Origin of the sequence: Pseudomonas sp. V98_8, from assembly GCF_029967975.1 — a bacterium.
GTDB lineage: Bacteria > Pseudomonadota > Gammaproteobacteria > Pseudomonadales > Pseudomonadaceae > Aquipseudomonas > Aquipseudomonas umsongensis.
On the sequence record NZ_JASCAE010000074.1, the window covers coordinates 25792 to 46020 of the forward strand.

Annotated in this window: 18 protein-coding genes; 9 read left to right on the plus strand and 9 right to left on the minus strand. The window is 60.0% G+C overall.

Going from position 1 to position 20229, the window contains the following annotated elements; all coding sequences use genetic code 11:
• Nucleotides 1–154: 154 nt before the first annotated feature.
• The 3 genes from dnaQ to QLG10_RS22755 all read right to left on the minus strand — a co-directional run bounded on the left by dnaQ (nucleotide 155) and on the right by QLG10_RS22755 (nucleotide 2433).
• Nucleotides 155–919 carry a DNA polymerase III subunit epsilon gene (gene dnaQ, locus QLG10_RS22745; RefSeq protein WP_282488073.1) on the minus strand — a complete coding sequence of 255 codons (765 nt, stop codon included), beginning with the start codon at nucleotides 917–919 and terminating at the stop codon, nucleotides 155–157.
• A gap of 213 nt (nucleotides 920–1132) precedes the next feature.
• Nucleotides 1133–1585, minus strand: a complete 453-nt coding sequence (rnhA, locus tag QLG10_RS22750) for a ribonuclease HI (RefSeq protein ID WP_020799287.1) — start codon at nucleotides 1583–1585, stop codon at nucleotides 1133–1135.
• A gap of 89 nt (nucleotides 1586–1674) precedes the next feature.
• A complete protein-coding gene (locus tag QLG10_RS22755; protein WP_282488074.1) occupies nucleotides 1675–2433 on the minus strand; it encodes a methyltransferase domain-containing protein in 759 nt (252 codons plus the stop codon).
• A gap of 65 nt (nucleotides 2434–2498) precedes the next feature.
• Between QLG10_RS22755 and gloB the strand changes: the two genes are divergently transcribed.
• From gloB to fabI, 8 genes are all read left to right on the plus strand, one after another.
• Nucleotides 2499–3266 (plus strand): hydroxyacylglutathione hydrolase, encoded by a 768-nt coding sequence (gloB, locus tag QLG10_RS22760; RefSeq protein WP_282488081.1) that lies wholly within the window; start codon nucleotides 2499–2501, stop codon nucleotides 3264–3266.
• 99 nt (nucleotides 3267–3365) lie between these two features.
• Complete coding sequence (locus QLG10_RS22765; protein WP_179055515.1) at nucleotides 3366–4802, plus strand: transglycosylase SLT domain-containing protein; 1437 nt, start codon at nucleotides 3366–3368, stop codon at nucleotides 4800–4802.
• Nucleotides 4803–4996: 194 nt separating this feature from the next.
• A complete protein-coding gene (locus QLG10_RS22770) occupies nucleotides 4997–6829 on the plus strand; it encodes an extracellular solute-binding protein (protein WP_282488075.1) in 1833 nt (610 codons plus the stop codon).
• Nucleotides 6826–8667 (plus strand): extracellular solute-binding protein, encoded by a 1842-nt coding sequence (locus tag QLG10_RS22775; RefSeq protein ID WP_282488076.1) that lies wholly within the window; start codon nucleotides 6826–6828, stop codon nucleotides 8665–8667. The genes QLG10_RS22770 and QLG10_RS22775 overlap by 4 nt, the downstream gene beginning before the upstream one ends.
• A 4-nt stretch (nucleotides 8668–8671) precedes the next feature.
• Nucleotides 8672–9745 (plus strand): microcin C ABC transporter permease YejB, encoded by a 1074-nt coding sequence (locus QLG10_RS22780; protein ID WP_020799281.1) that lies wholly within the window; start codon nucleotides 8672–8674, stop codon nucleotides 9743–9745.
• A gap of 1 nt (nucleotide 9746) precedes the next feature.
• Complete coding sequence (locus tag QLG10_RS22785; RefSeq protein ID WP_020799280.1) at nucleotides 9747–10766, plus strand: ABC transporter permease; 1020 nt, start codon at nucleotides 9747–9749, stop codon at nucleotides 10764–10766.
• Nucleotide 10767: 1 nt separating this feature from the next.
• Complete coding sequence (locus tag QLG10_RS22790) at nucleotides 10768–12378, plus strand: ABC transporter ATP-binding protein (protein ID WP_282488077.1); 1611 nt, start codon at nucleotides 10768–10770, stop codon at nucleotides 12376–12378.
• 20 nt (nucleotides 12379–12398) lie between these two features.
• On the plus strand, nucleotides 12399–13193 hold the full coding sequence (gene fabI, locus QLG10_RS22795) for an enoyl-ACP reductase FabI (protein WP_020799278.1): 795 nt from the start codon (nucleotides 12399–12401) through the stop codon (nucleotides 13191–13193).
• A gap of 93 nt (nucleotides 13194–13286) precedes the next feature.
• Here the strand turns inward: fabI and QLG10_RS22800 are convergent, their stop codons facing one another.
• Together QLG10_RS22800 and QLG10_RS22805 are read right to left on the minus strand one after the other, a co-directional pair.
• Nucleotides 13287–14441 (minus strand): RHS repeat-associated core domain-containing protein, encoded by a 1155-nt coding sequence (locus tag QLG10_RS22800; protein ID WP_282488078.1) that lies wholly within the window; start codon nucleotides 14439–14441, stop codon nucleotides 13287–13289.
• A gap of 144 nt (nucleotides 14442–14585) precedes the next feature.
• Complete coding sequence (locus tag QLG10_RS22805) at nucleotides 14586–15440, minus strand: LysR family transcriptional regulator (protein ID WP_110752094.1); 855 nt, start codon at nucleotides 15438–15440, stop codon at nucleotides 14586–14588.
• Nucleotides 15441–15553: 113 nt separating this feature from the next.
• On the opposite strand from QLG10_RS22805, the gene QLG10_RS22810 reads away from it, so the two are divergent.
• Complete coding sequence (locus tag QLG10_RS22810) at nucleotides 15554–15979, plus strand: VOC family protein (protein WP_110752092.1); 426 nt, start codon at nucleotides 15554–15556, stop codon at nucleotides 15977–15979.
• Nucleotides 15980–16102: 123 nt separating this feature from the next.
• Here QLG10_RS22810 and QLG10_RS22815 read toward each other — a convergent pair whose 3' ends face one another.
• From QLG10_RS22815 to QLG10_RS22830, 4 genes are all read right to left on the minus strand, one after another.
• Nucleotides 16103–16675, minus strand: a complete 573-nt coding sequence (locus QLG10_RS22815; RefSeq protein WP_282488079.1) for a GGDEF domain-containing protein — start codon at nucleotides 16673–16675, stop codon at nucleotides 16103–16105.
• Between the two features lie 74 nt (nucleotides 16676–16749).
• Nucleotides 16750–17331, minus strand: a complete 582-nt coding sequence (locus tag QLG10_RS22820) for a hypothetical protein (RefSeq protein ID WP_188264786.1) — start codon at nucleotides 17329–17331, stop codon at nucleotides 16750–16752.
• A gap of 1 nt (nucleotide 17332) precedes the next feature.
• On the minus strand, nucleotides 17333–19501 hold the full coding sequence (locus tag QLG10_RS22825; protein ID WP_282488080.1) for a xanthine dehydrogenase family protein molybdopterin-binding subunit: 2169 nt from the start codon (nucleotides 19499–19501) through the stop codon (nucleotides 17333–17335).
• A 5-nt stretch (nucleotides 19502–19506) separates the two neighbouring features.
• Nucleotides 19507–19962: a (2Fe-2S)-binding protein gene (locus tag QLG10_RS22830; protein ID WP_020799272.1), complete on the minus strand. Its 456-nt coding sequence runs from the start codon at nucleotides 19960–19962 to the stop codon at nucleotides 19507–19509.
• Nucleotides 19963–20229 lie beyond the last annotated feature (267 nt).

Below are 20229 nucleotides of genomic sequence, written 5' to 3' on the forward strand. Positions count from 1 at the left end.
CTGCCAATCACCTCAGGGTAGAGGGTTGGAACGGATGTGGCGAGTGCGATGCACTGAAATGGGTCAACTGATCGGAGAAGATCAAAAGATCGCAGCCTCGTTTCACTCTGTAGGAGCTGTCGAGTGAAACGAGGCTGCGATCTTGTTAACGGACCTATGCCGAGGCCTCAGCCTCAGCCTCAGCCAATTGCAACCAAAGCGCCGGCCCACCGGCGGATTTGCTGATGACTTCCAGCCGAGCCATGTGCTGCGCCAGCTCCTCTTCAGTGGCGCGTATGATGCGCGCTGGCTGACGGTCGGCCGGCAGGCGGCGGATTTCAGTGGCGGAGTTGTCCGCACCCTCGCCGGAGCCATTACCGTCCGAGGCATTGCCCGCCAGGGACAGGCTGGTCTGGCCACCGGTCATGGTCAGGTAGACGTCGGCCAGGATCTCGGAGTCGAGCAAGGCGCCGTGCAGTTCACGGCCGGAGTTGTCGACGCCATAGCGCTTGCACAAGGCGTCGAGGCTGTTGCGCTGCCCCGGGTGACGTTCCCGGGCCATCATCAAGGTATCGAGAATCGAGCAGTGCTGGGTGATGTCCGCACGATCGTGCTGGCCCATCAGGGCAAATTCGTTGTTGATGAAGCCAACGTCGAACGCCGCGTTATGGATGATCAGCTGCGCGCCCTTGATGAATTCGAAGAACTCTTCGGCCACCTCGGCGAAACGCGGCTTGCCCACCAGGAATTCGTTGGTGATGCCGTGAACGCCGATGGCGCCCTCGTCACTTTCGCGGTCCGGTTGCAGGTAAACGTGAAAATGCCGGCCAGTGAGGCGCCGACCGATCAACTCGACACAACCGATCTCGATAATCCGGTGGCCGTCGGTCACCGGCATGCCGGTGGTTTCGGTGTCGAGTACAACGGATCTGGTGGCCATCGGGTGCTAAGCTCTCAATCGGTCAGTCGGGCAAAAGCGGCGATATTAACACGCTTGCCGGGGTCTTTCAGATACACCGTGTCACGGCCTTCGCGAGCAGGCTCGCTCCCACACTGGATCGCAGGTGAACGCAGAATTTGCGCTCAAGGAGATCAAATGTGGGAGCGAGCCTGTTCGCGAAGGCAGCGACACGGTGTGTCTTTGGCGTTGAAATCAGGCCTGTTTGAAGCCGCGCACTTCATCCACGCCACGGTTGGCCAGTTGATCCGCCCGTTCGTTGCCGTGATGGCCAATGTGCCCACGTACCCATTTCCAGGTGACGTTATGGCGATTGACCTGCTCGTCCAGCAGCATCCACAGGTCAGCGTTCTTGACCGGTTCCTTGGCTGCGGTTTTCCACCCGCGTTTTTTCCAGTTGGCCATCCACTCGTTGATGCCTTTCATTACGTACTGGGAGTCGGTCACCAGCAACACATCGCACGAACGCTTGAGCTCCTCCAGGCCGCGAATCGCGCCCATCAGCTCCATGCGGTTGTTGGTGGTATTGGCTTCGCCTCCCCAAAGTTCTTTCTCCACGCCCTTGCACACCAGCAATGCGCCCCAGCCGCCAGGGCCAGGGTTGCCCTTGCAGGCGCCATCGGTGAAGAGTTCTACGCTATCGCTCATGCCAATCTATCCAGAAAATGCAGTGGCCCGCCAATCGAAGATCGACGACGCCCGGGACCGGGGCAACCCCGGTCGGAAAAAAGGAAGTATCACGGTTCGATGTTACGACGATTGACCTTGGCCATCGGCAACGGGATCAGCTTGCCCATCGGCTCGCGGCGCTCCTGACGGAGCGGTCGCAGGCCTACCACGATCTTGCGCGCCACCAGTAAATAGAAGCCGCCACCGGACAATTGCCAGTCACCGGCCTTGCGCTCCCAGCCGGCCAGGCGAGCCTGCCACGTGGGTGAAGCCAGCGGCGGACGATAGCACCCGAAGCGGCGTTTCTCCAGCGCGAAGCCCAGCAGGTTCAGCCAGTCAGCCACCCGCGAGGGGGAAATGCAGCGTGCCTTGCGCAATCCGTCATGGGCAAACGCATGGCGCAATCCCCACGTGCTCCAGGGATTGATGCCGATGATCAGCAAATGCCCGCCGGGCCGCACACTGCTCGCCGCCTCCCGCAGCAAGCCGTGAGGCGACAGGCAGAAATCCAGTCCATGCTGCAGCACCACCACATCGGCGGCATGCTCACTCAGCGGCCAGGCCTGCTCCTCGCAGACGATCTCGACCCCGGGCAACGGTGCGCCCAGGCGCACATTGCGCTGCACCTGCGGCGCCGACGGCGGGGTCTGGGCCGACGGCCCGTAATGCACCAGGTAGCCGCCGAAGAATCGCCCCAGCTCGTCTTCGAGCATGCGCCGCTCTTCATCCAGCAGCAATTGCCCAAGGGGACCTGACAGCCAGTCACGTGCTGCGCTGATCAACGCCAGCCAGTCAGGATCAGCCTGAGCGAACGCTTTATCGGTCATTGCATTCTCCAACGCGCCAGGAAGTTCTAAGATGCGCCATTGTTTTCCGCTTGGCGAATCCGACGATGATACAGATCACTGCCCTGCCCGCCTTCACCGACAACTACATCTGGTTGTTACAAGACCCCGACACCCGACGCTGCGCGGTGGTCGACCCGGGCGATGCCGCGCCGGTAAACGCCTGGCTCGCGGCCAATCCGGGCTGGGTCCTGAGCGATATTCTGATCACTCACCATCATCACGACCATGTCGGTGGCGTCGAGCAGCTCAAGAAAGCGACGGACGCGACCGTCTATGGTCCTGCCAGCGAAAACATCCCCAAGCGGGACATCGCGCTCAAGGATAACGATCGTATCAATGTGCTGGGCCATGACTTCGAGATCATTTCGGTGCCCGGTCATACCCTGGGCCACATTGCCTATTATCACCCCGGCCTGCTGTTTTGTGGCGACACCCTCTTTGCGGCAGGTTGCGGGCGCCTGTTCGAAGGCACGCCCCACCAGATGTACACCTCGCTGTCGCGCCTCGCCGCGCTTCCGGAGGACACCCGGGTGTATTGCACCCATGAATACACGTTGAGTAACCTGCGCTTCGCTGCCGCGGTCGAACCCGGGAACGCCGACACCCTTGAACGCCTGGCCAGCGTGACCCGTCAGCGTGAAGCCGGCGTCATCACGCTGCCCTCCACGGTGTCCCTGGAAAAACGTACAAATCCGTTTTTACGTACCGGTGAAACATCCGTTAAAGAAAAAGCGGATGAACGGACCGGCACGGATAACTCCGCGCCCGATATGGTTTTTGCTGCACTAAGGGCCTGGAAAGATACGTTCTGAGCAGTTTGCACCATGGTCCAAAAACTCTGAAAGGTTGACCGCAGAGGGCGTGCTTTCTAGAATCGCCCGACATTTTTGCCCGGAACTTACTTCCAGCCAATGTCGTCATCTATACGCAAAGCCATCAATTCGGACGCACTGACCCGCCTGGCACAAGCCATAGCGGTGGCTGTGTCCGCGACATTGGCGGGCTGTTCCAGTCATGTGCCGCAGACCGATGCGGCACACGCACCGAATATTGCCGCGCGCGCCAAGCAGAAACCCGTCTTCCTCACTGAAAAGCCCAGCCCACAGATCCCGCAGGATGTCTGGGAGCGCATGCGCCAGGGCTTCCAGTTGCAGGATGGCCTGGGCGTCAACCCGCGCATCGAGCAGCAACGACTGTGGTTCGCCAGCAACCCGTCGTTTCTCGAAAACGCCGGCGATCGCGGCAGCCTGTACATCCACTACATCGTCGAGCGCCTTGAAGAACGCAACATGCCGCTGGAACTGGCGCTGCTGCCAGTGATTGAAAGCGCCTACAACCCGATGGCTTATTCCCGGGCCAATGCAGTGGGCTTGTGGCAATTCATTCCCTCCACGGGGCGTTACTTCAACCTGCGCCAGACCCGTTTTTATGATGGCCGGCGCGATATCACCGCTTCGACGACGGCGGCCATGGACTACCTGACCCGCCTGCACGACATGTTCAACGGCGACTGGCTGCTGGCCCTGGCTGCCTACAACGCCGGTGAAGGCACGGTCAGCCGCGCTATCGAACGCAACGAGCGACTCGGCCTGCCAACCGATTACTGGAACCTGCCCCTGCCCGCCGAGACCCAGGCCTATGTGCCGAAGTTGCTGGCACTCTCGCAGGTAGTGATGGCGCCGGACGCCTACGGCGTGAACCTCAACCCGATCGCCAACGAACCGTATTTCCAGGTCGTCGAAATCAACCAGCGGATGGACCTGTCCAAGGTCGCCGCGGTGGCCAACATCGACGAAGACGAACTGTTCCAGCTCAACCCCGCTTTCAAGCAACGCACCACCATCGACGGCCCGCAGCACTTGCTGGTACCCACCTCCAAGGCACAACTGTTGACCACCAGCCTGCAGACCATGCGCCCCGAAGAGTTGATCAGCAAGAAGCAGCTCAAGCCGGTTTTCGAAGGCGCGGACGATACGCAACTGGCGAGCGCCAAACGTAGCTATCGGGTCAAGCGCGGCGATAACCTGGGCTCCATCGCCAAGGCCAACAATGTCGACGTCAAGGACCTGCAACGCTGGAACAAGTTGAGCGGCAAGAATCTCAAGCCTGGCCAGACGCTGGTCATGCAAGACACCGGCAAGCGCAACTCGGGACGCATCAACACCGTGGTCGCGGCCAAGTCGAAGACCCAGAAGCCGCAGTCGCAATACAAGGTCCAGCAAGGCGATTCGCTGTACATGGTGGCCAAGCGCTTCAACGTTGAAATGCAGCACCTCAAGCGCTGGAATCCTCGGGTTGGCCAGGCGTTGAAGCCGGGGCAGATGTTGACGGTTTCCAATCCGCATTAAAAATTGATGTGATGCCGAAAAGATCGCAGCCTGCGCCAGCTCCTACAGGGGAATACGTTTCCCTGTAGGAGCTGGCGCAGGCTGCGATCTTTTTCGTACCCGAACACTGCTTTCGAACCCTGCCTTTTTCCTGTCCATACAAGCTGTTACTGTACGACCCACAAAGCCCAAGCCGCCCGGATCGGATTCCTTATTTGAAGCGTCCCCTCCTCCTGCTCCTGATCAGCCTGGCCTTGAGCTCCACCGCAAGCGCAACGATCAGCGAAAGCCACGGTTATGCGCAGTTCGGCACGCTCAAGTACCCGGCCAGATTTACCCACTTCGACTGGGTCAACCCGCAAGCGCCCAAAGGCGATACGTTGCGGGTCATGGCATTTGGCACCTTCGATACGCTCAACCCCTACACCTTCAAGGGCACCAGCCCCGTTGCAACTCCCAACTTCCTGCAATACGGCATCAACGAGCTCAACGAGCCGCTAATGGTCGGCACTGGCCAATACGCGCCGTCAGGCGACGAGCCGACCTCCAGTTACGGCCTGATCGCCCAATCGGTGGAATACAGTGAGGACCGCAGCTGGGTCGTCTTCAATTTACGTCCGCAAGCCCGCTTCCACGACGGCACGCCAATCACCGCCTTTGATGTGGCATTCTCCTACCGCCTGCTGCTCAAGGAAGGGCACCCGCAATATCGCACCAACCTGCAGGAAGTGTCGCGGGTCGACATCCTCAACCCCTTGCGTATACGGTTCGTGTTCAAGCGTGCCGGCAATCCCTTGCTGATCCTGCGCCTGGGGGAGTTGCCGGTGTTGCCGCAGCATTACTGGAAAGGTCGCGACTTCAAGGCGACCACCTTCGAGCCGCCGCTGGGCAGCGGACCGTATCGCATCACCTCGGTCACGCCGGGGCGCCAGCTCGTGTTTGAAAGGGTCAAGGACTACTGGGGCAAGGACCTGCCGGTCAATCGCGGCAAGTACAACGTCGACCGCATGGAAGTCGAGTTCTACCGTGACAGCGATGTCGCGTTCGAAGCGTTCAAGGCCGGCGAGTTCGACATCTATATCGAGCACCAGGCGAAAAACTGGGCCACCGGCTATGACTTTCCGGCGATTCGTCGTGGCGAGGTGATCAAATCGCAGATCCCGCACCAGATCCCGACCCAGACCCAGGGCCTGTTCATGAACAGCCGTCGCGCGACGTTCGCCCAGGCGAGGGTTCGCGAAGCACTGGGCCTGATGTTCGACTTCGAGTGGACCAACCGCACATTGTTCAGCGGCGCCTATCAACGCGCCATGAGTTACTACCCCAACAGCGAGTTTTCCGCCAGCGGGCTGCCGGTCGGCCACGAATGGCTGTTGCTCAAGCCGTATCGCGAGCAATTACCAGTCAGGCTGTTCACCGAGCCTTTCAGCCTGCCGCAGACCCAGGGTCGCGGCGTTCCCCGGGAAACCCTGCGCAAAGCCTTGGCCTTGCTTGCTGAAGCCGGCTGGAAGCTCAACGGCCAGCGCTTGCAGAACGCGGCCGGGCAACCGCTGCGCCTGGAGATTTTGCTGGTCAACCCGAACCTGGAGCGCATCCTTCAACCCTATGTCGAGAACCTGGCCAGCATCGGCATCGACGCCAGGCTGCGCACGGTCGATCGCGCACAGTACAAGCAGCGCCTCGATCAGTTCGACTTCGACATGATCCTGATGACCCTCAACCAGACCCTCAGCCCTGGCCTGGAGCAATGGCAGTACTTTCACTCCAGCCAGGCCACGGTCAAGGGCAGCAAGAACTACGCAGGCATTGCCAATCCGGTGGTGGACCACCTGCTTGAACAATTGCTCGCCGCCAAGACCCGCGATGAACAAGTCGCCGCCGGCAAGGCACTCGACCGCACACTGCTGTGGCAGCACTACATCATTCCCAACTGGTACCTCAATTATCACCGCCTGGCCTACCGTAACCGGTTCGGCTTCGTCACGACGCCGCCCTACACCTTGGGCCTGAGCGCGTGGTGGCTGAAATCTTCGGAGAAAGATCGATGAAATCCGCAAGCGCCCTGCTCCTGCAGGCCGGCGCCCTGTTGTTCGCAGGGTGGGCCTTCGCCTCCCCGCAACATGCCCTGACCCTGTACAACGAGCCGCCGAAATACCCGGCCGACTTCAAACACTTCGATTACGTCAATCCGGACGCCCCCAAGGGCGGCAAATTCCGCCAGGCCGGGTTCGGCGGGTTTGACAGCCTCAACCCGTTCATCAGCAAGGGCGTGTCGGCCAACGACATCGACTTGATCTACGACACCCTGGCCCGACAGAGTCTGGATGAACCTTTCACGGAATATGGCCTGATCGCCGGCAAGATCGAAAAAGCCCCGAACAACGACTGGGTGCGTTTCTATTTGCGGCCCGAAGCGCGTTTCCATGATGGGCATCCGGTTCGCGCCGACGACGTGGTGTTCAGCTTTCAGACCCTGGTCAAGGATGGCGCACCGATGTACCGCGGCTACTACAGCGATGTCGAAGACGTGGTCGCCGAAGATCCGCTGACCGTGCTGTTCAAGTTCAAGCACAGCAACAACCGCGAATTGCCGTTGATCCTTGGCCAGTTGCCGGTGCTGCCCAAGCACTGGTGGGCGAGCCGCGACTTCAACAAGGGCAACCTGGAAATCCCACTGGGCAGCGGCCCGTACAAGGTTACCGAAGTGAAGGCCGGGCGCTCGGTGCGCTATGAGCGGGTCAAGGATTACTGGGGCAAGGACTTGCCGATCAACCGCGGCTTCTACAACTTCGACGTGATGACCACCGACTACTACCGCGACAACACGGTGGCGCTGGAGGCCCTGAAGGCCGGGCAGTTCGATTACTGGTTGGAGATGACCGCGAAGAACTGGGCCAACGCCTACAATATCCCGGCGGTGACCGAAGGCCGGCTGATCAAGGAACAGATCCCCAACGGCAATCCCACCGGCATGCAAGGCTTCGTATTCAATCTGCGCCGCCCGTTGTTCCAGGACGTGCGCGTGCGCCAGGCCCTGACCCTGCTGCTGGACTTCGAATGGACCAACAAGCAATTGTTCAACGGTGCCTACGCAAGGACCCGCAGTTACTTCGAGAACTCGGAAATGGCTGCCACCGGCTTGCCCGATGCCGATCAGTTGGCAATCCTCGAACCGTTTCGCGGCAAGATTCCCGAGCAGGTCTTCAGCGAGGCGTTCCAGAATCCCGTGACCGATGCCAGTGGCATGATCCGCACCCAGCAACGCAAGGCTTACCAACTGCTGCAAGAGGCCGGCTGGCGCATCGTCGATGACAAGATGGTCGACGCCACCGGCAAACCGGTGAGCATCGAATTCCTGCTGGCCCAGACCGAATTCGAACGGGTCCTGTTGCCGTTCAAGCGCAACCTGAGTGACCTCGGTATCGAATTGGTAATCCGCCGGGTCGACGTTTCGCAGTACGTCAACCGCGTGCGCTCGCGGGACTTCGACATGATCGTCGGCAGCTTCCCGCAGTCCAATTCGCCGGGCAACGAACAGCGTGAGTTCTGGATGACCGCGGCCGCCGACAAACCCGGCAGCCGTAATTCCATGGGCCTGAAAGACCCGGTGGTAGACCAGTTGGTCGAACAACTCATCAACGCCGACTCACGCCGAAGCCTGGTGGCCCATGCCCGCGCACTGGACCGGGTGCTGCAATGGGGCTATTACGTCATCCCCAACTGGCACATCAAGACCTGGCGCGTGGCGTACTGGAACCACATCGGCCACCCCAAGGTCTCGCCTAAATACGACATCGGCATCAACACCTGGTGGATCAAGCCCGATGCGAAACCGGCCATAGAGATCGAAACCAAATTGCAAGCCGACCCTGCGGGCACGGAGTAATCAGATGCTGGCGTATATTTTTCGGCGACTGCTGCTGATCATCCCGACACTGTTCGGCATCTTGCTGATCAACTTCGTGATCATCCAGGCCGCCCCCGGTGGCCCCGTAGAACAGATGATCGCCAAGCTCGAAGGCTTCGAAGGCGCCACCAGCCGCATCGCCGGTGGCGGCGCCGAGGTGTCGGTGGCAGGCTCCGCCTATCGTGGCGCCCAAGGCCTGGACCCGGCGCTGATCAAGGAAATCGAACACATGTACGGCTTCGACAAATCGGCGCCGGAACGCTTGTGGATCATGGTCAAGAACTATGCCTCCCTGGATTTTGGCGACAGCTTTTTCCGTGATGCCAAGGTCATCGACCTGATCAAGGAAAAGATGCCGGTATCGATCTCCCTCGGGTTGTGGAGCACCCTGATCATGTACCTGGTGTCGATCCCGTTGGGGATCGCCAAGGCCACGCGGCATGGCAGCCACTTCGACGTCTGGACCAGTTCGGCGATCATCGTCGGCTATGCGATCCCGGCATTCCTGTTCGCCATCCTGTTGATCGTGGTGTTTGCCGGCGGCAGTTACCTGGACTGGTTCCCGTTGCGCGGGCTGACCTCGAACAACTTCGACGAGTTGAGCATGGGCGGCAAGATCCTCGACTACTTCTGGCACCTGGCGCTTCCCGTGACCGCCCTGGTGATCGGCAACTTCGCGACCATGACCCTGCTGACCAAAAACAGCTTCCTCGATGAAATCAACAAGCAGTACGTGGTGACCGCCAAGGCCAAGGGCCTGACCAATCAACGCGTGCTGTATGGTCATGTATTTCGCAACGCCATGCTGCTGGTGATCGCCGGTTTCCCCTCGGCATTCATCGGTATCTTCTTCACCGGTTCGTTGCTGGTGGAAGTGATCTTCTCCCTCGACGGCCTCGGCCTGATGAGTTTCGAAGCGGCAATCAACCGCGATTACCCGGTGGTCTTTGGCACCTTGTTCATCTTCACCCTGCTGGGGCTGGTGGTGAAGTTGATCGGCGACCTCACCTACACCTTCGTCGATCCACGCATCGACTTCGAAAGCCGGGAGCATTGAGATGAACCTGTCCCCGCTCAATCGACGACGTTTCGAACTGTTCAAGGCCAACAAGCGTGGCTGGTGGTCACTGTGGTTGTTCCTGATCCTGTTCGGTGCCAGCCTCGGCGCCGAGTTGATCGCCAACGACAAGCCACTGGTAGTGCACTACGATAACGGCTGGTACTTCCCGGCCCTCAAGCGCTACCCGGAAACCACCTTCGGCGGCGAATTCCCGCTGGAAGCCAACTACAAGAGCCCGTACATCCGCGAACTGCTCAAGGCCAAGGACGCCTGGGTGTTGTGGGCGCCGATTCCCTACAGCTACCAGAGCATCAATTACGACCTGAAGGTACCGGCCCCCGCGCCACCGTCGGCCGATAACCTGCTGGGCACCGATGACCAGGGCCGCGATGTGCTGGCCCGGGTGATCTACGGCTTCCGCATTTCCGTGTTGTTTGCCCTCACGCTGACGCTGCTCAGTTCGCTCATCGGGGTGATCGCCGGCGCGCTGCAGGGTTTCTACGGCGGCTGGGTGGATCTGGCCGGGCAGCGTTTCCTGGAGATCTGGTCCGGATTGCCGGTGCTGTACCTGCTGATCATCCTCGCGAGCTTCGTCCAGCCGAACTTCTGGTGGCTGCTGGGGATCATGCTGCTGTTTTCCTGGATGAGCCTGGTGGACGTGGTGCGCGCCGAGTTCCTGCGTGGGCGCAACCTTGAATACGTGCGTGCAGCCCGGGCCTTGGGCATGCAGAATGGCGCGATCATGTTCCGCCACATCCTGCCCAACGCCATGGTCTCGACCATGACCTTCATGCCGTTCATCCTGACCGGCGCCATCGGCACCCTGACCGCCCTGGACTTCCTTGGCTTCGGCTTGCCGGCCGGCAGTCCGTCACTGGGTGAACTGGTGGCCCAGGGCAAATCCAACCTGCAAGCGCCCTGGCTGGGCATGAGCGCGTTTGCGGTGCTGGCGTTGATGTTGAGTTTGCTGGTGTTCATCGGCGAGTCCGCTCGCGATGCCTTCGACCCGAGGAAGTGAAATGAATCAGGACAATCTGATCGAAGTGCGCGACCTGGCCGTCGAATTCGTCGTTGGCGAGCGCTGCCAGCGGGTGGTGGAAGGTGTCAGCTTCGATATCAAGCGTGGCGAGACCCTGGCGCTGGTGGGTGAAAGCGGGTCCGGCAAATCGGTAACGGCGCATTCGATCCTGCGCCTGCTGCCCTACCCGCTCGCCCGGCACCCGTCGGGCACCATCGAATATTCCGGGCAGAACCTGCTCAACCTGAAAGAGAAAACCATCCGCCATATCCGCGGCAACCGGATCGCAATGATCTTCCAGGAGCCGATGACCTCGCTTAACCCGCTGCACTCGATCGAGAAGCAGATCAACGAGGTGCTGGGCATCCACAAGGGCCTGACCGGCAAAATCGCGACCAAACGCACCCTGGAGCTGCTGGAAATGGTCGGCATCCCGGAACCGGAAAAGCGCCTCAAGGCCCTGCCTCACGAATTGTCCGGCGGCCAACGCCAGCGCGTGATGATCGCCATGGCCCTGGCCAACGAGCCGGAACTGCTGATCGCCGACGAGCCGACCACCGCGCTGGACGTGACCGTTCAGCTTAAAATCCTCGAATTGCTCAAGGAACTGCAGGCCCGCCTGGGCATGGCGCTGCTGTTGATCAGCCACGATTTGAACCTGGTGAAAAGAATTGCGCATCGCGTATGTGTCATGCAGCGCGGTTGCATCGTCGAACAGGCATCGTGCGAACAATTGTTCCGCGCGCCGCAGCATCCGTACACTCGGGAGCTGCTGGCAGCGGAGCCCAGCGGGACGCCTGCGACCAATGTTGTCGGCCCGCCCATGCTCACGGTCGAGGACCTGAAAGTCTGGTTCCCGATCAAGAAAGGCTTGCTGAAAAAGACCGTCGATTACGTCAAGGCAGTCGACGGCATCAATTTCAGCCTGCCCCAGGGCCAAACCCTGGGGATCGTGGGAGAAAGCGGTTCCGGCAAATCGACACTGGGCCTGGCGATCCTGCGCTTGATCGGCAGTAAAGGCGGCATCCGTTTTGAAGGCAAGCAGCTGGACAGCCTGACGCAGCAACAGGTGCGGCCACTGCGGCGGGAAATGCAGGTGGTGTTCCAGGACCCCTTCGGCAGCCTGAGCCCGCGAATGTGCGTGAGCCAGATCGTCGGCGAGGGCCTGCGGATCCACAAGATGGGCACCGAGGCTGAACAGGAACAAGCGATTATTGCTGCACTCAAGGAGGTAGGTCTGGACCCGGAAACCCGGCACCGCTACCCCCACGAATTTTCCGGCGGGCAACGGCAGAGAATCGCCATTGCCCGGGCATTAGTGCTAAAACCGGCGTTGATTCTGCTGGACGAGCCGACTTCGGCCCTCGACCGCACCGTGCAACGCCAAGTGGTCGAGCTGTTACGATCACTGCAAAGCAAGTACAACCTGACGTATCTGTTTATCAGCCATGACCTGGCTGTCGTCAAGGCGCTGAGCCACCAGTTGATGGTGGTCAAGCAGGGCCAAGTGGTCGAACAGGGTGACGCGCAAAGCATTTTTGCCGCCCCCCAACATCCGTATACACAGCAGTTGCTGGAAGCCGCCTTCCTGGTTCCAGCCACTGCGCAATAACCTGAAAAGAGGAGCAACACATGGGTTTTCTCGCCGGTAAGCGCGTACTGATCGTCGGTGTCGCCAGCAAGCTGTCCATCGCATCCGGCATCGCTGCCGCCATGCATCGCGAGGGCGCTGAGCTTGCCTTCACTTATCAGAACGACAAACTCAAGGGTCGTGTCGAAGAATTCGCACAGGGCTGGGGTTCGAGCCCCGAGCTGTGCTTCCCGTGCGACGTGGCCAGCGATGCGGAAATCGCCAAGGTCTTCGAAGAGCTGAGCAAGAAGTGGGACGGCCTGGACTGCATCGTGCACTCCGTAGGCTTCGCCCCGGGCGATCAACTGGACGGCGACTTCACCGAGGCCACCACCCGTGAAGGTTTCCGCATCGCCCACGACATCAGCGCCTACAGCTTCGTGGCCCTGGCCAAGGCCGGCCGCGAAATGATGAAAGGCCGCAACGGCAGCCTGCTGACCCTGTCGTACCTGGGCGCCGAGCGCACCATGCCCAACTACAACGTGATGGGCATGGCCAAGGCTTCCCTGGAAGCCGGCGTACGTTACCTGGCCGGCTCCCTGGGCCCGGACGGTACTCGCGTCAACTGCGTCTCGGCCGGCCCGATCCGCACCCTCGCCGCTTCCGGCATCAAGAACTTCCGCAAGATGCTGGCCGCCAACGAAGCGCAAACCCCGCTGCGTCGCAACGTCACCATCGAAGAAGTCGGCAACGCCGGCGCCTTCCTGTGCTCGGACCTGGCGTCCGGCATCAGCGGTGAAATCATGTACGTGGACGGTGGCTTCAACACCACGGCCATGGGCAACCTCGAAGAGTGATCTTCGGTTAGCCAGTAAAAAAACCCGCCGCTTCAGGCGGGTTTTTTGTGCCAAAGTGGCAGCTTTCAACTTAAGGCAATATTTAAAACCCTATTACAAATCCAGTTGCTCTAATTGTTTCAACGTCATTTTCTGCAGCCCTCTAATCCGCATCTGAAGCGGAGTTATTACATTAAAATCCTGCTGGTGCCTGTTCGAATTGTTCATTCCTGGCGCTTGCGCGCGAGGTGGGGAGGCAATCTGTGCACGTTGAACTTGAGAAACTGACGGTAAAGCAGCTCTAGGGCGTACGGTCGGCGGCGTAGCCCGCACCGCGGGAGCTGGAGAACCCTGTTCTGTCAAAATGAGATTGTCGAATTGCGTGTTTGGAACTCGATAGGTCGAGCCAGACTGAGCAACTGTCTGCAAGCTGGCATTGCGATGGATACCGTGCCCATACTGACTCACGTCAAGCTCGCCGACATAGTGAACACCGAACATCCGTACTTCACTGTTAGGGCCAGCTTGATTCAAGAATGCTTGTGCAACTTTTTCATCTGACGTTGCATAGAGGCCTGGCCCCAGCAGTTTTCCTTTAGCATGCATAGCCGCCCCAGAAAGCGTTCCGCCATTCTTGAGGCTGGTGAGGGGCGCTTTTCTCCCAACATAAAAGCCGAGGAACGTTCCTTTGCGGGTTCGCGGTAAAATGTTCAGCGCCTTGCTTGCGATGATAGCTACGTGCCCAGTCGGATCCGTCCGCAGCACCGGATTCCCCTGGCAATACGCATACGCATTCAATCCTCCTCTGCCAAAGGGACTCCAATTGTCCACGCTGTTAAACCGCATCAATACCGGATTAAACGCCCGATAGCCATTGCCCAGCCAATAACAACCGGTCACAGCATCTCGGCGCTCACCGTTAAACCCAAGTAGACTGGTCAAACCGCTTTCATTTGGGTGATGACCATAAGGCGAGTAAGCGATAGACCGTTGCGGGAAGTTGTTTTTGAGTAGATGCAACACCGATCCTTGTTGATCGGTAGCCAGCAAGGTGCTTTCGGATGCACCGCCCTGGTGTTGCTGCTCCGCGAGTACCAGGTCACCCTGCTGGACGATGGAGCAACACACCGCTCCCTGTATCTCGGTAGCTAAACGACTTGCGCAGTAAAAAAATTGGGGCCCGCAAGCATCCGGCTGGCCTTGGCTGGTCAGGCGATCCAGTGAGTCGTAGAAGTATTGGCTGAGCAGGATTGGTAATGAAGCATCCATGGGCGTGCCTGGCTTTCAAGTGCTGGGAGCCTGAGTTTTTAGTGTAATGCCCAAAATGACAACTATCAGAACTGATAGGTAAGGGACGATAACACGATCCAAAATCATGTAAAAAACCGCCTGTTCAGGCGGTTCTTTTGATCTTCAAACCAGGCACTTCGCGAACAACTGCTGGATCGGCTGCATCCGTTGGCTGTGCCGCTGCAACAGCACGATTTCGCGGTAGAAGGTCAACTCTCCCAGCGGGATCACCCTGACCTTTGCCCCATGTTCCAACCAAAGCCCCGCCGCGGGCAGCAGCGAAACCCCCAGCCCACACTCAACCATTTTCACAATGGCTTCCAACTCATCCAGCTCCAACGCAACGCGCACATCGATTTGCTGTTCCCTTAGAAATCGCGTCACCAGTCGTCCACCAAATGAATTGCGGTCGTAACGCACTTGGGGATGTTCAACGAGCAGCTGCAGTGGCTCACCACCTTCGAGGTTCGCTGGCACAATCAGTACGAAGGGTTCGCGGCGAATCACGTGTGCCACCAGTTCCTTGGGCAGTTCGAACGGCGGCTTGATCAGGATCGCCAGGTCCACTTCGCCGGTATCTACCTGGCTCAGCAAATTGAGGGAAACGCCGGGAACCAACTTCGGTTCCAGCAACGGTGCCTGCTGGCGCAAACGCAACAGCGCCTGCGGCAGCAAACCGGTCTGGGCGGTGGCCACTGCGCCGATTTTCAGCTCACCACGGTATTGGCTAACGTCCTCACTGACAGCCATGCGGCTGAAGATGTCGAGCATTTCCCGGGCCATGGGCAACGCCCGCTGACCCGCTGCATTGAGCAACGCCTGGCGTCCGGTGCGATCAAACAGGCGTATGCCGAGGGCTTGCTCCAGGTTTCGAATCTGCGCACTGACAGCCGACTGGGTCAGACCGATGTGCATGGCCGCCGCGGCGAACGTACCGTAGCGTGTCACGGCGATAAAAGTCTTGAGTTCGCGCAGCATGATGAGTTTCCGACTAATCGAAATAATTTGAGCTCGATGCAAAAATTATCGTCTTTTCATCAAAATTCCCAGAGGTAAACTCAGTCTCAACTTTACGCGATCGAGGCACGCCGATGAATCTTTCCCCTTTTCACCTCGCCATTCCGGTCTATGACCTGGCCTCCGCGCGGCACTTCTACGGTAGCGTGTTTGGCCTGGAGGAAGGCCGCTCCAGCGAGCACTGGGTCGATTTCAACTTTTTCGGCCACCAACTGGTGATCCACCTCGCGCCAAAAAACGCCGCGCAAGAAGCCGCCCATACCAACGCGGTTGACGGCCATGACGTACCCGTGCCGCATTTCGGCGTGGTGTTGGGCATGAAAGAATGGGAGGCACTGGCTGAACGATTGAAGTCGCTGCAGACGCGTTTCGTGATTGAGCCGGGGATTCGTTTTCAGGGGTTGGTGGGCGAACAGGCGACGATGTTTCTGTTCGATCCGTGCGGGAATGCGCTGGAATTCAAGGCGTTCAAGGATATTGGGCAATTGTTTGCCAAATGAAGGCAGGCGTAGCCTCCAAGGCCGCCTTCGCGAGCAGGCTCGCTCCCACATTTGACAGAGTTGAAATGCTATCAACTGTGGGAGCGGGCTTGCCCGCGATGGGCCAGTCACCGCACCGGAGTGCTACCGGCCCAACACCTTTTCAGCCTCAATCAGCATTTCTTCAACCGAGCCATGAACCGACGGATCATGCTCAATCTGCCCGATACTGAAACGAATCTCATACCCGCGGTGCGCCGTGGCCATGCGTTCATCGAGCATTTCTTCGAGCCGCGACTTGATCGCCTCGATGTCCACACTGCCGGAACCTGTGAGCAAGACCACGAAGGTGGCGCCCTCCAGCCGGCCGACCACATCGTTTTCCCGAAAACCAATGCGCAGTACATCGGCAAAAGTTTTCAGCGCCTTATCACCTTCGGTGCGACCAAACAGGTAGTTGATGCGCTTGAACTCGTCAAGATTGAAAAACAGCAGCGTCGCCGGTCGCTCCAGTTGCTGGCAGGCGTCCAGCCCCAATTGGGCCAACGCGAGGAAACCGTGCCGGTTGGGCAGTAGCGTCAACTCGTCCATGCTCGCCATCTGTACCCCGATCAGCTCTTGCTCTGCCTTGCGGGCCAGATCGCGCAAAAACTCGCGTTCCTGCTGTGGCGTCCCTGCACGTACACACGATTTGTGCGGTTTGCCTGAGATCAGCATCACATACTCCATAGGTGGGTATGTTCTTTAGAGTCCTCGATATCGGGTTTGACTCCATGTCGACTCGCCGTTGGTCAGCTACCCACTACCGGACACGGCCCGCCGGCGTCCGCCCAGCGCTTGAACTGTGTGACAAAAACATCGTGCGGCACCGGTACTGGCGCGCGATCCCCGCCAGGATTCCAGCCCCACAGCACCAGTTTGTCCTCGCTGACATGCTTGATCAGCGCTGCCAAATCGCGATCACCGTTGCTCGCGCGGTCCTTGATCATGCTGCACAACATGTCCGGTGGCAGGCCGATCCAGGCCATTTTGTGCGCCGCCGGTGGCAGGCTCCAATGCGGAGCCCCCGGCGGGGCATTGGCGCCGTAACTGGCGGGGGGATTGGCTTCGGCATGGCAGCTGGCGCAAGGCAACCCCGAAGCCCCCTTGCCGTCCATGCCGCGTACCACGTTCATCGCATGGGGTATCCCGGCGTCGAACTGCAAGGGGGCGTCTCCGGGAATGTGGCAGTTCTGGCATCGGGGGCTCTGGAACACCTTCTGGACGGTGTCGAAGGCCTTCACCGCCTCCTTGTCATCGGCGAACAGTTCTGTTGCATAGACAAAAAGGCAAATCAGTATCAGCGAGCCGAGCAACCAATGGTGTCGTTTCATCTCACACCCCCGACAGTTGCAACGGCAGTTCACGCAGGCGTTGCCCGGTCAGGGCGTACACCGCGTTGGCCACTGCTGGCGCCGTGGGTGGAACACCGACCTCACCGATGCCACCGGGTTTTTCGCTGCTGGGCAGGATATGCACTTCGACCACCGGCATCTCGTTGAGCCGCAACACCTGGTAATCGTGATAGTTGGACTGCACTACCCTGCCATCCTTGATCGTCAGCTTGCTGTGCAAGGTGAAGCCCAGGCCGAAGGCGATGCACGACTCCATTTGTGCCGCGATGCTCTGCGGATTGACCGCGATCCCACAGTCCACCGCACACACCACCCGATGCACACGAATCGCCAGGTTATCCTGGGAGACTTCGGCGACCTGGGCCACATAGCTGCCGAATGACTCATGCACCGCCACGCCAAGGGCGTGGCCGTCCGGCAGCGGCGCCTTCCAGTTGGCCTTCTCTACCGCCAGGTTCAATACGCCAAGATGCCGTGGATGCGCCTTGAGCAAGGCCCGTCGGTACTCCACCGGATCCTGGCTTGCCGCCGCGGCCAGTTCGTCGATCAGCGATTCCATGACGAAGGCGGTGTGCGTATGCCCCACCGAACGCAGCCACAACACACTGATGCCGGTGTTTGGCGAATGCAGCTCAACCTGATGATTAGCCAGCCCCTGCAGGTAGGGACCGTCCGCCACGCCCTCCACGGACGTCTTGTCGATGCCATTCTTGACCATGGCCGCTTCGAGCGAGGTGCCGGCCATGATCGACTGTCCGACCAGCACATGCTTCCACGCCAGCGGCAGGCCATCAGCGCCCAGGCCCACTCGCGCCTGATGCAGGAACGCCGAGCGATAATAGCCGCCACGGATGTCATCCTCCCGCGCCCACACGGTTTTCACAGGCCCGCCCGCGGCCTTGGCGACCTGGACCGCTTCGGCGACAAAGTCCGAGGTCGGGTTGGCACGCCGGCCGAAGCCGCCGCCGAGAAACTCGGTATGGATCTCGACCTGCTCAGGCTTGAGCCCGGTGATTTTGCCGGCGATCATCTGGTCCAGGGTCTGGAACTGGGTACCGGTCCAGATCTCGCATTTGTCCTGGGTGATGCTCACGGTGCAGTTGAGCGGCTCCATGGGTGCATGGGCCAGGTAGGGCACGCTGTACTCGACGTCGAGGGTCTTGGTCGCTTTGGCCAGTGCAGCCTGGGTATCGCCGGCCTCGCTCACGGGCAGCCCGGGCGTGGCAGCGAGCTTGCGGAATTCCTCGAGCAATTGCTCGCTGTCGAGCCCTGCGTGCGGCCCCAGGTCCCACTCGACATGCAGCACATCCCGTCCCAGTTTCGCCGCCCAGTAGTGATCAGCAATCACCGCCACGCCGGTCGGCACCTGCACCACCTTATGCACGCCGGGTATCGCCAGCGCCTCGGCGCCTTCAAAGGATTTGACGCTGCCACCAAACACCGGAGAACGCGCGACCATCGCCGTCATCAGGCCATCGAACTGCACGTCCATGCCGAATTTGGCGCGGCCGGTGATTTTCTCCGGCGTATCCAGGCGCTTGGTGGGTTTGCCGATGATGGTCCAGTCCTTGGCCTCCTTGAGCTTGATGGTCGCAGGGTCCGGTACTGGCAGCTTGCCGGCGTCATCAGCCAGTTCGCCGTAGGTGGCGTGCCGGTCGCCAGCAATCACCACGCCCGACTCCGTGCGAATCGCCGAGGGGGCGACGTTGAAGCGCTTGGCCGCGGCCTCGACCAGCAGCAACCGCGCCGCCGCACCGGCCTGACGGTAACGGTCGAACTCCATCCAGGTCGAGGTCGAGCCGCCGGTGATCTGCATGCCGCCGAACCCGGCCAGACCGTAATCGGCGGCCGACGCCGGTGCGTGCTCGACGCGAATTCTCGACCAGTCGGCGTCCAGCTCTTCGGCGATCAGCATGGTCAACCCGGTCCAGATACCCTGACCCATTTCCGAATGACCGAGCAGCACGGTGACGCTGTTGTCATTGCCGATGCGCAGGAAGGCATTGGGTGCGAACACGTTGCCCTGGTTTTCCGCGCCCCGGGCAAAGCGATGGCCCCCGGGGATGACAAACGCCACCACCAGCCCGCCGCCCAGCATGGCACTGCCCTTAAGAAAATCGCGGCGCGATAGTGGATCGCTGCTGTTCATGGTCATCAACCCAGTTGGGCAGCGCGTTTGACCGCGGCGCGGATTCTTGGGTAGGTGCCGCAACGACAGATATTGCCTGACAACGCCTGGTCGATATCGCTGTCGGTCGGTTGTGGGATCTTTGCCAGCAAGGCCGCCGCTGACATGATCTGCCCAGACTGGCAATAACCGCACTGCACCACATCGAGTTCGGCCCAGGCTTGTTGCACCGGGTGCGAGCCGTCGGTGGACAGGCCTTCGATGGTGAGGATTTTCTGCCCATGGGCCACAGCCGTGGCCGGTGTGATGCAGGAACGCAAAGGCGTGCCATCGATGTGCACGGTACAGGCGCCGCACTGGGCCATGCCACAGCCGAACTTGGTGCCGGTCAAGTGCGCAACATCGCGCAGGACCCATAGCAGCGGCATGTCCGCAGGGACATCCAGCTCCTGGTCCTGGCCATTGATATTCAAGGTCAGCATTGCGACGGCCCTCAGACTCACGGTGTTCTGAAGTTGGCGCCGCTGTGGCGATCAGGAACCTGCGCGCGCCTTGGGGTTATCCCTACAGCTAAGCGCAAATTGTCCGGCAGGCCGAGGTGTATCGACCACCGGTCACAAAAGCTACCGGGTAGCCGACCCTTTATTTGTTGTCGGAGTACATATCCATTGCTGCGGTAACGGCCTCCTATGGATTCGCCCTTACGGCGACTCCCTTTTTCAAACGCCGGAGTGCCGGCCCAGCAAAAA